The organism is Bacillus sp. NEB1478 (assembly GCF_031582965.1).
Taxonomy (GTDB): Bacteria; Bacillota; Bacilli; order Bacillales; family Fictibacillaceae; genus Fictibacillus.
In genome coordinates this window covers 354,148-366,839 of record NZ_CP134049.1, presented here as the reverse complement: position 1 = coordinate 366,839, position 12,692 = coordinate 354,148, and the positions used below count along the sequence as shown (strand labels likewise).

14 protein-coding genes and 1 riboswitch are annotated in these 12,692 nt (G+C 39.7%); of the genes, 7 read left to right on the top strand and 7 right to left on the bottom strand.

Going from position 1 to position 12,692, the window contains the following annotated elements:
- Nucleotides 1-11: 11 nt before the first annotated feature.
- Nucleotides 12-584: a biotin transporter BioY gene (locus RGB74_RS01785; protein ID WP_310761279.1), complete on the bottom strand. Its 573-nt coding sequence runs from the start codon at nucleotides 582-584 to the stop codon at nucleotides 12-14.
- A gap of 187 nt (nucleotides 585-771) precedes the next feature.
- On the opposite strand from RGB74_RS01785, the gene RGB74_RS01780 reads away from it, so the two are divergent.
- The 3 genes from RGB74_RS01780 (at nucleotide 772) to RGB74_RS01770 (ending at nucleotide 2,573) form a co-directional block, all read left to right on the top strand.
- Nucleotides 772-951, top strand: coding sequence for a hypothetical protein (locus RGB74_RS01780; protein WP_310761278.1), 180 nt, complete (start codon nucleotides 772-774; stop codon nucleotides 949-951).
- Nucleotides 952-1,097: 146 nt separating this feature from the next.
- Nucleotides 1,098-1,238 carry a YpzI family protein gene (locus RGB74_RS01775; RefSeq protein ID WP_310258910.1) on the top strand — a complete coding sequence of 47 codons (141 nt, stop codon included), beginning with the start codon at nucleotides 1,098-1,100 and terminating at the stop codon, nucleotides 1,236-1,238.
- Between the two features lie 198 nt (nucleotides 1,239-1,436).
- The gene (locus RGB74_RS01770) at nucleotides 1,437-2,573 is read left to right on the top strand and encodes a SpoIIE family protein phosphatase (protein WP_310761277.1); all 1,137 of its coding nucleotides are present in this window, start codon (nucleotides 1,437-1,439) and stop codon (nucleotides 2,571-2,573) included.
- A gap of 65 nt (nucleotides 2,574-2,638) precedes the next feature.
- Here the strand turns inward: RGB74_RS01770 and RGB74_RS01765 are convergent, their stop codons facing one another.
- From RGB74_RS01765 to RGB74_RS01750, 4 genes are all read right to left on the bottom strand, one after another.
- Nucleotides 2,639-3,493, bottom strand: a complete 855-nt coding sequence (locus RGB74_RS01765; protein WP_310761276.1) for a CheR family methyltransferase — start codon at nucleotides 3,491-3,493, stop codon at nucleotides 2,639-2,641.
- Nucleotides 3,494-3,511: 18 nt separating this feature from the next.
- Entirely contained in the window at nucleotides 3,512-6,250 is a 2,739-nt protein-coding gene (locus RGB74_RS01760; protein WP_310761275.1) for a CHASE3 domain-containing protein, read from the bottom strand.
- Between the two features lie 596 nt (nucleotides 6,251-6,846).
- Nucleotides 6,847-7,104, bottom strand: a complete 258-nt coding sequence (locus tag RGB74_RS01755) for a carboxymuconolactone decarboxylase family protein (protein ID WP_310761274.1) — start codon at nucleotides 7,102-7,104, stop codon at nucleotides 6,847-6,849.
- A 6-nt stretch (nucleotides 7,105-7,110) separates the two neighbouring features.
- On the bottom strand, nucleotides 7,111-7,290 hold the full coding sequence (locus RGB74_RS01750; RefSeq protein WP_310761272.1) for a carboxymuconolactone decarboxylase family protein: 180 nt from the start codon (nucleotides 7,288-7,290) through the stop codon (nucleotides 7,111-7,113).
- Nucleotides 7,291-7,618: 328 nt separating this feature from the next.
- Between RGB74_RS01750 and RGB74_RS01745 the strand changes: the two genes are divergently transcribed.
- From RGB74_RS01745 to RGB74_RS01735, 3 genes are all read left to right on the top strand, one after another.
- Nucleotides 7,619-8,800, top strand: a complete 1,182-nt coding sequence (locus tag RGB74_RS01745; RefSeq protein ID WP_310761271.1) for a S8 family peptidase — start codon at nucleotides 7,619-7,621, stop codon at nucleotides 8,798-8,800.
- A gap of 115 nt (nucleotides 8,801-8,915) precedes the next feature.
- Nucleotides 8,916-9,092 carry a hypothetical protein gene (locus RGB74_RS01740; RefSeq protein ID WP_310761270.1) on the top strand — a complete coding sequence of 59 codons (177 nt, stop codon included), beginning with the start codon at nucleotides 8,916-8,918 and terminating at the stop codon, nucleotides 9,090-9,092.
- A 53-nt stretch (nucleotides 9,093-9,145) separates the two neighbouring features.
- Nucleotides 9,146-9,249, top strand: a riboswitch (SAM riboswitch).
- Between the two features lie 81 nt (nucleotides 9,250-9,330).
- Nucleotides 9,331-10,002 (top strand): sulfite oxidase-like oxidoreductase, encoded by a 672-nt coding sequence (locus RGB74_RS01735; protein WP_310761269.1) that lies wholly within the window; start codon nucleotides 9,331-9,333, stop codon nucleotides 10,000-10,002.
- Nucleotides 10,003-10,035: 33 nt separating this feature from the next.
- On the opposite strand, the gene RGB74_RS01730 is transcribed toward RGB74_RS01735, so the two are convergent.
- A complete protein-coding gene (locus RGB74_RS01730; RefSeq protein WP_310761268.1) occupies nucleotides 10,036-10,323 on the bottom strand; it encodes a hypothetical protein in 288 nt (95 codons plus the stop codon).
- A 174-nt stretch (nucleotides 10,324-10,497) separates the two neighbouring features.
- Here RGB74_RS01730 and RGB74_RS01725 point away from each other — a divergent pair, with 174 nt between their 5' ends.
- On the top strand, nucleotides 10,498-10,689 hold the full coding sequence (locus RGB74_RS01725) for a hypothetical protein (RefSeq protein ID WP_310761267.1): 192 nt from the start codon (nucleotides 10,498-10,500) through the stop codon (nucleotides 10,687-10,689).
- Between the two features lie 76 nt (nucleotides 10,690-10,765).
- Here the strand turns inward: RGB74_RS01725 and RGB74_RS01720 are convergent, their stop codons facing one another.
- The gene (locus tag RGB74_RS01720) at nucleotides 10,766-12,691 is read right to left on the bottom strand and encodes a vWA domain-containing protein (protein WP_310761266.1); all 1,926 of its coding nucleotides are present in this window, start codon (nucleotides 12,689-12,691) and stop codon (nucleotides 10,766-10,768) included.
- Nucleotide 12,692 lies beyond the last annotated feature (1 nt).

The window sequence follows — 12,692 nt, the reverse complement described above, 5'->3', positions numbered from 1 at the left end:
GAAGGCAATCTTTACTCATTGATTGTTTTGTTTTGTGTATACGAATGATTATTTATCTTCAATCTTTCTCTAACCTTAACTCCAAGTATTGCTGCTATTACTGCTTTAGTCAAATCACCAGGCAAGTATGCTAAAGATGGAATGGCAGCAGCTTTAAAGCTTATGTCCATAATCATTGCCTGAACTGGAATTCCACAAGCATAAACAAAAATAATTCCTGCGATTATATTATATAAAAAGACCTTCCAAACACTTAGCGACTGTCGAGATTTATCAGTTAACCAGCCGATTAAAAATGCTGAGATCGGCCAACTGAACAGATAACCGGCACTCGGTCCAAAAAGAGCGCTCAAGCCGCCTCTTCCGCCAGCGAGTCCTGGGACACCGATTGCAATAATTAATAGGAACACAATCATACTGATTGATCCCAGTCTTGCACCTAAGACGACTCCGGCCAGCATAACACCTAATGTTTGTGCGGTAATCGGAACAGGTGTAAACGGTAAGGCAATTGGAGGCAATAAACCAAGTACAATCATAATTGCTGCAAATAAAGATACATATGTCATTTCTCTTACTGTCATGTATAAAGCACCTCTGTTTTTTAATGTTAACTTATATTAATTTTAAGTTAACATTAAATGCCCTCAATTGGCAATAATTAATCTTTTTCGCTATAATTACTTAACAAATAGAAATTTTGTCGAAATCAAGTATTTCTCTAACAATTATGGTAAAATAGAACAAATTTTATATTTTGGGGGATAAATGATGGAATTTAAAATCGGTGACATTATAGAAACAAATGACGGTTTAAAAGGCGAAATTACATCTTTATTAACAAATACTGCGGTTGTTGATTTTTCTTTAACCGAAGATTTCGAAATACATTTCGAAGATGCTAAACAAGTTGTGCGCCTAAACAACATTAAACAAATTGTAAATGGATAATTTATAGATCAAACTTCAGAACAGCCCTCTTAGTAAAAACAAATAAGAAGGCTGTTTTTCTTTACCCTCAATTTCTTTTACCATACATAAAAACGTCCCTCTTTCTCCATACTATAAGGAAATGATGTAAGAAAGGAGAATTTCAAATGGGTCGAGACAGACAAGAAAAAAAGCTGAAAGAGTCAAGACGTGTAGAATCTGACCGTGATCAAAGCTTGAAATATTCAGGAGCTGCAAAGATGGAAAGTCCAGACGAAGCTCGAGCGCGTAACCACCAAGATCAATAACAACAAAGGGCTGAGTGATGGACACTTCTTGTGTGTAAATCGCCAGCCTTTTTAAATTACATTCTTTATCCAAGTGCACAAAATAGGCGTTTAAATCAAAATTTTGTATAATTAACAAAGTACATACTTGGATTTACGAAGAAGTAATTTTCAGGCTGACTTATCAAAAAGGACAGCCGCTAAGGGGAAAAGCAACAAATGACAATTCTTATGGTTGATGATAATCCTGTAAATTTATTTGTTATAGAAAAAATCTTGAAAAATGCAGGATATGATGACTGTGTTTCCTTATCTTCCGCTCAAAAATTATTCGATTATCTTGGGCATAACGAAAAAGAAATCAATAAAAAATCAGTTGATCTCATCCTACTTGATATTATGATGCCGGAAATCGATGGTGTAGAGGCATGTCGCCAAATACAGCAGATTGATGCTTTTAAGGATATTCCTATTATTTTTATTACAGCTTTAGAAGACTCTAGTAAACTAGCAGATGCTCTGGACGCTGGAGGAATGGATTACGTTACAAAACCAATCAACAAAGTGGAACTTCTTGCCCGTATACGAGTAGCACTCCGCTTGAAATATGAAAAAGACTGGCACGCTGAGCAAGAACAAAAAATTCAAAATGAGCTTGATCTGGCTATGCAAGTTCAAAAAGGTTTATTGAATCCTCCTTTAGAGGAAGAAAACATTACGATTAATATCTCCCATCTGCCTTCTTTTAAGCTTGCCGGTGATATGTATTATTGGCATAAATTCGACGAGCATCGGTATGGTGTGATCCTTTTAGATATGATGGGTCACGGCATTTCTTCATCACTCGTTTGTATGTTTATTTCATCTGTTATGAGGGATACCATTAAAGAACTCGCAGATCCGGAGCTGGTGATTAAAGAGTTAAACCGCTACATGGCACTTCTTCACAATCCTGGAAACGATCATAATTATTATTTTACAGGAATTTATCTTTTGATTGATACGAAAAAGAAAACGGTTGAATATGTAAATGCCGGCCATCCTGAAGGTTATATTTTAGTAGATAATCATTCGCTTCTGCCGATTGAAAGAGGCAGTTACGCCGTAGGATTTTTCGAAAAAATCGATGTGAAGAAATCTATGATTCATTACGAAGATAACATACAGCTTCTTTTGTTTACTGACGGTGTGTTAGAAGCGTTAGGGTCTGATGAAGAAGTTATGATGAGCAAACTTCGGTTACTGGCTTCCGAAAAATGGAGCAATATCCGTTCTCCAATTCATCTTGTTATTCCTGAAGAACATCATTCTGGTCAAGGCGATGATATGTGCATCCTTATGATTCAGGCTAATTAAATAATTCTCACCATGAAAAAAGCAGAATGAATCGGACTCTTGATGAACCCTTTCCATTCTGCTTCTTATTTTTTTTGATAGATTTTCATGCTCTCCACAAACTCAACATACTTATCTGCATTGTTTGCAAATTGAAGCGATTCTTTGTCTCCTAAACCTAAAAAGCCTTTCGGACCCAGGCTTTCATAAAATAGCTCATGCACTTGATTTTGAAGTCCTATCGTAAAATAAATGAGTACGTTGCGGCATAAGATGACATGAAACTCATTAAAGGATTGGTCAGTAACTAAATTGTGCTGAGCAAAGCTGATTTGCTTTAAAATAGATGATTTCAAGTAAGCAAACTGTCCATCCGCGGTATAATAGTCAGAGAAATCTTGTATCCCGCCTGATAGCATATAGTTTTTCGTGTATGTCCGCATTTTATTGATCGAAAAAATACCTTGATTTGCTTTTTTTAGAACAAATTCATTCATATCTGTCGCGTATAACTTCGTTTTAGTTCCTAAGCCTTCTTCTTCCATTAAAATCGCCATCGAATAGACTTCTTCACCAGTTGCGCATCCTGCATGCCATATTCTGATTTCTGGATAGTCTCTTAATTGAGGAACAACTTTTTCCCGAAAGGCTTTAAAGAATTCAGGGTTTCTGAACATTTCTGTTACGTTAATGGAAAGATCATTGAGTACTTTTGTCAAAAATGCTGGTTCATGTATGATTTTATCAAGAACTCGAGAAATGGTTTCAATGTTCTCGATCTTCATTCGATTTTGAATTCTTCTTACGATGGAAGACCGCATATACTGGCGAAAATCAAAGCCAGACATACGGTACAACCCTTCTAACAATAAATCAATCTCAATATTTTCTGTGCTGTCGGTATGGTATTCCTCTTCTGTAAACCGTTCTTTATCATCCATTGAATTGCAATACCTCGCTTATTTCGTCATCCAAACATGCATGACTGAAAATAACTGTTCTAACTTTAACGGCTTACTGATGTAGTCAGATGCTCCTGCCTCTATACACTTTTCACGGTCATTTTTCATGGCTTTTGCCGTTAAGGCGATGATCGGCAGCTCGGAATATTTATTTATTTCTCGAATACGCTGCATCGTTTCATAGCCGTCCATTTCAGGCATCATGATATCCATTAGAATAAGGTCAACTTTTTTCTTTTCATCCAGAACTTGAAGACATTCAATTCCGTTATTAGCGACAAGAATGTTCATGCCTTTACTTTCAAGAGCTGTTTTTAACGCATAAATATTTCGGTTATCGTCATCTGTGATCAAGACCGTTTTCCCCAAAAATACATTTCCTTCATCACTGTCTTCTGGATCTACATTTTCTTCTGTTTCTGTGTTTTGCGGTACTTCTAGAAAAGTAGAACTTGTCTGTTCAATGGTAGAGGCAATTTCTGCAGCAGCATCCGCAAATGTTGCGGTAGAAATACTTTCGTCTGCAATGCTCGGAATGAGCAGAATAAACGTACTGCCTTTTCCTTCTTCACTAACCAGCTGGAGTTTGCCTCCTAGCAGTTTTGCAAATTCATTACTGATCGACAAACCGAGGCCGGTTCCTCCATATTTTCTGATTGTAGCGCCGTCCGCTTGCTGGAAGGCTTCGAAAATAAGACTATGTTTTTCTTGTGAAATACCGATTCCTGTATCTATAATGGCGATTTCAAGCCAATATTCGACTCCGTTGTTTATCGCGTTTGCTGAACGCTTTTGAATGTTAACAGAAACAGAACCTTTCTCAGTGAACTTAAACGCGTTCGAAAGAAGGTTTTTAATAATCTGCTGGAATCTTTTTTCATCGGTTTGGAAGATCATCGGAACATCCGGACTCATGTTAATTTTAAACTCAAGACCTTTTTGATTTGCAACATGTCTGAAATTCCTTTCCATATGGGCAGGGAATTCACTCATATTGACTTCGTTGATCATAACATCTAATTTTCCGGCTTCGACTTTCGAGAGATCTAGAATATCGTTGATCAAGTTTAATAAATCTTGTCCTGATGAGTTAATGACTGTAGCAAATTCTAATTCTTCATCCGATAGTTTGTTGCTTGTGTTTTCAGCAAGCATTTCTGATAGGATTAAGATGCTGTTCAACGGTGTTCTCAGTTCATGTGACATGTTTGCCAGGAATTCTGATTTATATTTGGATCCTATCGTAAGTTGTTTCGCCTTTTCTTCGAGATCTTTTTTAGCCAGTTCAAGCGCTCGTGATTTTTCTTCTGCCTCTTGTGAACGGGATTCAAGCTGTTCGTTGATCATCTGAAGTTCTTCTGACTGCATTTGGAGTTCTTCTGATTGGGTCTGAAGTTCCTCTGATTGTGCTTGCAGCTCCTCTGTCATCGCCTGTGATTCAGACAATAGTCTTGCGATTTCCATGCGGTCTATTACTCTATTGATCGTAAGTCCGAACGTTTCTAGTACCGTTTGAATGAACTTCTTGTGCTGTGATGTGTATTCATTCAGGCTTGCGAGTTCAATAACCGCTACCACTTCATCTTCATGAACAATCGGAGCAATCAAAAGGCTTTTTGGTTTTGCTTCTCCAAGTCCTGAAGAGATCAGTTGATATTCGCCTTCTATTCCATTGATCACTTGTACACGTTTCTCTAGAGCGCACTGTCCGATCACGCCTTGTCCAAGCCTAAAGCTTTCTCTTCCAACATCACTCATCAAGTCGGCAAAGGCCGCTTTCTTCGTAAATTTGATATGTTTTTCTTTTCCTTCACGAATATAAAAGGCACCGAATGATGAATCGGTAATTTTGGCAATGCCAGAGATACATGTATCGGCTAACTGATCTAGTGAGGAAATGCCTTGGTTCATACTGACCACTTCCGTCACACTTGTTTGAAGCCAATCTCTTTGTTGGAAGGTATCGAGCAGTTCGTTTGTAACGTCGCCAAGTTCTTTAATCTCATCATTTGTCTTTACATGGATCCGTTTTGATAGGTCACCGCCATGTGCCATGGCACGAATGGTTTCGACTACGGCCTTTATCGTTTTTATGATAGAGCCAGAAATGATGTATGCAAGAGTGATAGATGCGATAATGACAAATGCTAAAAGGCCCATCAACCCAATTCGAAGGTAGGAGTTTTTATCATTCAGTTTATCTGCGCGCTGTTCAGTTAAAGCTTTCTCTGTGCTTCTAAATGTTTCAAACTGACTTTTAACTTGTTCTACTTCTTCTCTGCCCGGGTCTTTCTTAAAAAATCTCTGAATGCCCTTTGTGTCGCCTTTTTCCTTTAGTGCAATGGATGGTTCCCCTGCAACTGCGACCCAGCGCTTGATGTTATTGTTAATGGTTGCAATGTCTTTTTGCTGCTCGGGGTTGTCCGAAAGAAGCTCATTCAAGTTATTGAAGTCTTTTCTCCATTGAGAGCGTGCTTCATTATAAGGATCCAAGTAATTGCGATCACCTGTAATGATATATCCGCGCTGACCGGTTTCCATTTGTAAAAGATCTTTTTCGATTTGATTCGTTAAGTCTCGTACTGCAAAATCATGCTCTATGATGAAATTTCTTTCTCGCTGCATCGTGTTCAGCTGATCGTTTACAGCAATGATGGCCATGATTAAACAAATGATAATAATAATGTAACCAGTTATAATTTTAGGTCGAATGCCAAATTTAAATTTGTTTCCCATATTCATCCTGCCTTTTTAAAAATATACAATCTGTATTTAATTATACTGTTTGGCCGCTTATATAGATAGTTTTAGAGCATAGAAGAATGTGCTATTTAGACGATTGTACTATTATTTTTATATAAAAATGAAAAAAGAGACTCAAACGGATGCAAAACCTGCATCTGCTTGAGTCTTTTTTGTTTTTATTCATCAACAAGGCGCGAAAATTATATTCAAGTGATACTCAGAGGTCTTCATTTGAGCAGAACGGAGCTATGCTCGGCCACGAAGGGACATAATCTCGCGAAATCCGCAGATAATCTCGCGGATTTTAATTAGAATCTCGCGAATTTAGTCCAATCTCACGGATTTTTTATAAAGTCCCGAGTCGACATGTTCAGACAATTTCTGCACCTAGTTTGATCTTTAAGCCATTAGTGGGACTAGGGAAATTGTTTCATAAAAATGAAGTTGAAATTTAAAATGAATAAATTTCAACAGCTATTATTGAGCAAAACATTCTATACAAATCGGCAATAATGGAAAGGGAAATAAATTGTTTGGGGTCAGTCCCCAATGCTTTTGTTTCTTTGTTTGTGCAATGCTTGTTATTGTTATTTGTTTTGGATGCCCATGGCGATGATGAACCAGTTGGCGCCGTTCTTGCTGCCAATCTGGAAATACAGCGCGATGATTTCTTCCTGAGTAAAATGCTCGGTTAATCGATTGTAAAGGTCATCAGGCAGCTGGCCATGGTACGCCATTGTATGATCTGCCAGTTCTAATGCAAGCTTTTGGCGTTCTGATAGTTCGGTTTCGCCTTTTTTCATAGCATGTTCTTTTGTGGATTCATCCAGAATCCCGTAGTCCATACTTTGTCAGTAGTCACAGCCGTTGTTTGACGCAGATCTCAAACGCAGCATTTCCATCAGTTCAGGTTCGAGTAAATTGTTCAGGGCTTTGTCCATCTGCCCGAACGCCTCAAGAATTTCGGGAGCATTGGCGAGTACTTTTTTAAAAGGTGTTCCTTCCACATCTAATTCAGGTAATCTTGCCATTGTTTTTGTCTCCTCCTTTATTAAATCCTTTTCCTTTTTATCTTATCTCACTTATGGATGATTCCCCATTTTTTTGCTTTGTAAATGCTTTGCTCTTTCCATTTACATTTTCTTCATATAACAAATTATTCTGTAACTTTTTCTTAAGATATTAAAATAGTTGGACGTGTTATGCTTTTGTCATAGATATATAGACTTACAAAATGCTAGAACCTAGTAAATAATTATTATTTTAGGATAATTATAAAGGGTTTTGTCGTATTTTGTTGAATTGGTAAGCCAACCTCGCATCCCTTTGCTTGGTAAATCATCTTGAAGGAGTGATCATATGTTCAAGCGTTTCGTGGCATACGCCGCAGCTTTACCCCTTTTAGTATCTTTAGCTCTCCCGGCTTCCGCTGCAGAGCCACAAGAAAAGGCAGCTTCGTTTTCACCGTCTGTTGATAAACAGACTGCTCCAAAGGAATTAATTGTCCATTTTAAAGATTCGGTAACGAACACTGCCGCTAAAGAGATTGTTTCAAAGAACGGCGGACAGATTACTGATAAATCGGATCACTTTTATGTTGTAAAGGTTAACAGCAGTAGCACAAATGATGCTGTAGAGAAATATGAAAATTTGAACACAGTCGAGTACGCTGAACCTAATGCGACTTTTCACGCAACTTATGTGCCGAATGATCCATTCTACAAGACTCAGCAATATGCACCACAAAAAGTAGCGGCTGAACAGGCATGGGATGTTACACAAAGTTCTTCTTCCGTAAAAATCGCTGTCGTTGATACAGGTGTAGACTACAATCATCCCGATTTAGAGGGAAAAGTTATTAAAGGACATGATTTTGTGGCCGATGACGAAAACCCGATTGATGAAAATGAGCACGGAACGCATGTTGCAGGTATCGCTGCGGCTAACACGAACAACGGCGTTGGTGTGGCAGGTCTCGCTCCAAAGGCTTCTATTTTAGCAGTTCGTGTATTAGATGCGGAAGGCAGCGGCTCATTGGATGATGTAGCACAAGGTATCCGGTATGCTGCAGATCAGGGGGCACAAGTCATCAACTTGAGCCTCGGTGGAAATCTGGGAACAAAAACGCTTGAAGATGCTGTAAACTATGCATGGAATAAAGGTTCTGTCGTGGTTGCAGCTGCTGGTAATTCAGGTGTGGCTCTTCCTAGCTACCCTGCTTATTACGAGAATGCGATCGCTGTTGCAGCGACGGACCAAAACGACCAGAAGGCTTCTTTTTCAAACTTTGGAACGTGGGTTGATATTGCCGCTCCTGGTGTCGATATTTACTCAACGATTCCGCTCAACCGATATGCCAGTTTTTCAGGTACGTCGATGGCATCACCAGTCGTTGCCGGGGTAGCCGGATTGTTGGCTGCACAAGGTAAAAATGCTTCACAAATCCGTTCTGCTTTAGAAAGTACGGCCGATCCTATAACAGGAACAGGCACATTGTTCCAAAATGGACGCGTAAATGCAGCAAAAGCTGTACAACAATAGATCATATTAGACTCCGGAAGTTTTGCAGAATAAAGCTTTCGGAGTTTTTTTGTTTAAATCCTCTTCTTTTTTCCCACACTATGTACAAATACTGCAACTGGAGTGGAGGATTTGTATGTTTGGAAAGAAGAAAGCAAATACAGATGATACAGCACAGTCTCCGGATGCTAGGCAGAGATTGGAACAAAGCGAAGGAAAAGCAGAGGAAAAGTTTATTTATTTTTTATTAATCAGTTTAGCCGTTTTCGGCGCGGTCATTATATATTTAGGAATGGCAAAAGAGTTTAATTGACCGGTTGATTTTTCAGTTCGATATGGGATAATAAGCATAATTTAATGATTGATCTCTTATTGCGAGCAGGCGGAGGGAATTAGCCCGATGAAGCCCGGCAACCACCTTTTACAGGTACGGTGCTACTTCTAACAGTTATCAGACTGAAAGATAAGAGGATGTCGATATGATCGGGTAAGCGTCCTCTTTTTATTTTAAAAAAGGGCGTTTTTTTATTTAAACCTTAGGAGGGTGATGAATGATGGGGCTAAATAAAGCTGACAGAATCAAAAAAATGCGTGTTCCTGAAGTGGATAAAAGTTTAGAAGGAAGACTTCCGCCTGGTCAGGTTTTGACAGAACGATTTCCGATTTTGCATGAAGGGGAAGTTCCCGTTTATGACATGGAAAAATGGACGTTTTCAGTTGAAGGACTTGTGGGGAAAGAAGTCGAATTTTCTTTTGAAGACATTATGAAGATGCCGCAAACAAAAGTGGTCCGCGATATTCATTGTGTAACGCGATGGTCAAGATTCGACAACACGTTTGAAGGAGTAACGTTCAAGGATTTTTTGAAAGGGATCGATGTTGATCCTGCAGCAAAGTTTGTGATGGTTCACGGTGACTATGATTATACGACGAATGTTCCGCTCGAAGATATGCTGCGAGATGACGTTTTACTGGCGCATTCCTTTGAGGGCAAACCACTGACGGAAAAACACGGGTTTCCTCTTCGCCTTGTTGTACCACATCTTTATTTTTGGAAAAGTGCGAAGTGGGTCCGCAAGTTTGAGTTTCTAGCTGAAGATCAGCCCGGCTTTTGGGAACAAAACGATTTTCATATGTATGGTGACCCGTTTAAGGAAGAACGATTTTCTGGCGAAGGGTTCGAGATGCCTGAAGATGAGTGGAAAAAGAAAGATTATGATTGAGAAAACAAAAAACGCTTAGGAGAATGATAGAAACTATTTCCCCCGAAGCGCTTTGATTTCTTTTTTCATTGCAGCAAGCTGGTCTTGTATATCTTTCATCTGGGTTTCTTGTTCTTTTTCTGCTTCTAGCTGCTCAACCCTGTCGATCTGTATTTGTCTCAATACGAGTGCAGCACTTATAGTTGCCAGAAAGTCACCGACTGTTACAAGTGCTGATGCAAGCAGTGCTAATTCTGCAGCGAACGTTTCAGCATCTTTATTGTTGACTAAATAGTCTTCTTCCGCTGCTGCTAATACGGCATCTACAACACGTTGATTCAAAAGGTCCACCCCTTACTTCTCCTTTTTATTACAATATGCGCTATTGGAAATGCGGTGCTGATGGTTAAATTCTTTGTTATGTTTTTTTGTTGGCAAAATTTTGGTTTTTTCGTCATGTTTTCTTTAATGACTAGGTATTTTGTCCGATATAAAAATTAGGGGGAGGTTAGGAAGATGGAAAAATGGCTTTCTTTTCACATACCATTTGATATCATTTCGATTTATATCTTGGTTGCAGCTTTTATTTTAGTTGGAATTTTCACAAGCCTGCTTCGATCTGCCTTGCCAGAGTGGTCGGTCCGAATCGTAAGTTACACGGGGTTTTTTGGTGTGATTTTTGTTTGGCTGAAGCTCTTAGAGTATTAAAATTTCTACATAAAAAAAATGCCCGTGGCCGGTATGGTCATTGGGCATTTTTATATGGTTAAGGCATGAAATAAAACTATATCGCTTTGAAAAGCAGTTTTCTTAGCACCGGCATGAGATAGTCTACAAGTTCTTTTGCGCTAGGTACGACTACGTTTTGCGGTCCGTAAATGTTTTGCATGAGCTTTTCTTCTTCCTCAGATACTTCTCCGTTCGCGATAAACATTCCAATCGTTTCGATTCCAAGCTTCCGTGTTTTCGTAACCGCTTCACGGGTGTCTAACACTCCGTGAGTTTCATAGTCGAAAGCGGCTGGCTCTCCGTCAGAGAATACGAGAAGTATTTTTTGCTGTTCGGGGCGTTTGAGAAGCTCCTCACCCATCCGCCGGATCGAATAGCCGTCACGGTTATCTTCTTGCGGTTCGAGCTGGATGATCGATGCCCCTGTTTGATGAAGTGAACTCCGGTATGAGATGACTTCGTGAAAATAATTCGGCTGATCTGCTGATGTTGCGTCTGCTGCATCTTCCCAAAAACCGACGACTGAATGTGGAATCCTGAGTGCTTTTAGAGTCTCGTGAAATAAGACGATTCCTTTTTGGGTTTCTTCCATCTTGTTAAACATGGAGGCTGAACAGTCTACGAGCAGTGTAAAAGTTGTGTCGAGCTCGTGCTGCGATTCTGTTTTTTTGCGAAAAAGTCTCGGGTTCTTATCGGTTGCAAGACGCGTGAGCTTTTTCCCCAACCGGCCAAAATGCAAATCTTCACGCGGGCTTGTGCGTTTGTGCTCCATTGTTTTCAGGAAGTTTTGCTTTAGCTGTGTGACAAACGGTGCGATTTCCAGTTGAAACGCTTCGTACTGAGCCAATTCTTCTAGAGATGCTGTCTTTGCTGGCACGAAATGCTCGGTTACATTTTTGTTCACTTCACCGTAAGGATAGTTCGCCTTCGAGTCAGATCCAGACTGATCGCTGTCGGATTCGGCATCGTGTTCGTTTTGTGTGTTGAAGTCGTTGTTTTCTGTCGATTGAGCGCTCGTTTGGACAGATCCAAAAACAGCGTCACCGGAGTCGGCTTCCCGTGCCCCTTCTCCTAACAGATCTGTATTCGTTCCTTGATCGAGATCCATTTGTAAAAAAGAATCTTGCGGATCGGATGTTTCGTCATGCCAAGAGGAGTGCTCTTCTTTCTCCTGCTCGTCTTTGTTTTCTTTGTCATCTTCTTTAGTGATGGACTTTTTTGTTTTCGTTTCGTTATTTCGCGTTAAGTCATCGAAATCCTGATTGTTGTTTTCGGCGTCTGATGGCTGCGGTTTGTCGCTAAAACTGCGATACGCCGTCTTCATGTCAGGAAGTTCACTGTGCTCTTTAGTGATTTCGGCCATTTGTAAAATAATTTCCGCGATGTCTTTTGTTGAATGTGCGCTTGTAAGTTTTGTTAAAATCGGCCGTAATTGTTGATAGAGCTGCTGTGTCTGCGGCGGAACAGCGACAAAGCGTTTATTAGCTAAAAGAATGATATGACAAAACAAAGCGTCAAGTTCACGCTTGTTTTGGATGTGTTTTCGGTACTCACGATTGTAGTGAATTTGGAACGTTTCTCTCCGCAATTTAAAAGCACGCGCCATCCCGGGCCGTTTCACCGTGCAGATTTCTTCTAAACGAAAATCTTCAGAGAAAAGAAACACTTGCTTATAAAACTCCCCATGCGGATGATTTTTGAGCTGATCCAGTGTATCCCAGACACAATCGTCATCTGTATGAAATTGTGTGCCGAAGCTGCGTAAATACACGTCTGATTTCCATCCTTCCAGCTGGATCTCACGCGGGTAAGGGTTCCAGAATTGACTGACGTGCACGATGTCCTTATCTCGTTCCAGATTTGAATGGTACGAGAAAGAAACGTCCATCTTTTCTACTTTAGAAAGAGAACGTGAGAGGTCGATCAATTGCATATGAACGAAAGAATCGATCTTTGTGTCTGCAAAAACTAGGAATTTCATC

Excerpts from the sequence above, each read along its gene's own strand:
- RGB74_RS01785 (WP_310761279.1), bottom strand. The coding sequence starts at position 584 with ATGACAGTAAGAGAAATGACATATGTATCTTTATTTGCAGCAATTATG.
- RGB74_RS01780 (WP_310761278.1), top strand. The coding sequence starts at position 772 with ATGGAATTTAAAATCGGTGACATTATAGAAACAAATGACGGTTTAAAA.
- RGB74_RS01775 (WP_310258910.1), top strand. The coding sequence starts at position 1,098 with ATGGGTCGAGACAGACAAGAAAAAAAGCTGAAAGAGTCAAGACGTGTA.
- RGB74_RS01770 (WP_310761277.1), top strand. The coding sequence starts at position 1,437 with ATGACAATTCTTATGGTTGATGATAATCCTGTAAATTTATTTGTTATA.
- RGB74_RS01765 (WP_310761276.1), bottom strand. The coding sequence starts at position 3,493 with ATGGATGATAAAGAACGGTTTACAGAAGAGGAATACCATACCGACAGC.
- RGB74_RS01760 (WP_310761275.1), bottom strand. The coding sequence starts at position 6,250 with ATGGGAAACAAATTTAAATTTGGCATTCGACCTAAAATTATAACTGGT.
- RGB74_RS01755 (WP_310761274.1), bottom strand. The coding sequence starts at position 7,104 with ATGGACTACGGGATTCTGGATGAATCCACAAAAGAACATGCTATGAAA.
- RGB74_RS01750 (WP_310761272.1), bottom strand. The coding sequence starts at position 7,290 with ATGGCAAGATTACCTGAATTAGATGTGGAAGGAACACCTTTTAAAAAA.
- RGB74_RS01745 (WP_310761271.1), top strand. The coding sequence starts at position 7,619 with ATGTTCAAGCGTTTCGTGGCATACGCCGCAGCTTTACCCCTTTTAGTA.
- RGB74_RS01740 (WP_310761270.1), top strand. The coding sequence starts at position 8,916 with ATGTTTGGAAAGAAGAAAGCAAATACAGATGATACAGCACAGTCTCCG.
- RGB74_RS01735 (WP_310761269.1), top strand. The coding sequence starts at position 9,331 with ATGATGGGGCTAAATAAAGCTGACAGAATCAAAAAAATGCGTGTTCCT.
- RGB74_RS01725 (WP_310761267.1), top strand. The coding sequence starts at position 10,498 with ATGGAAAAATGGCTTTCTTTTCACATACCATTTGATATCATTTCGATT.
- RGB74_RS01720 (WP_310761266.1), bottom strand. The coding sequence starts at position 12,691 with ATGAAATTCCTAGTTTTTGCAGACACAAAGATCGATTCTTTCGTTCAT.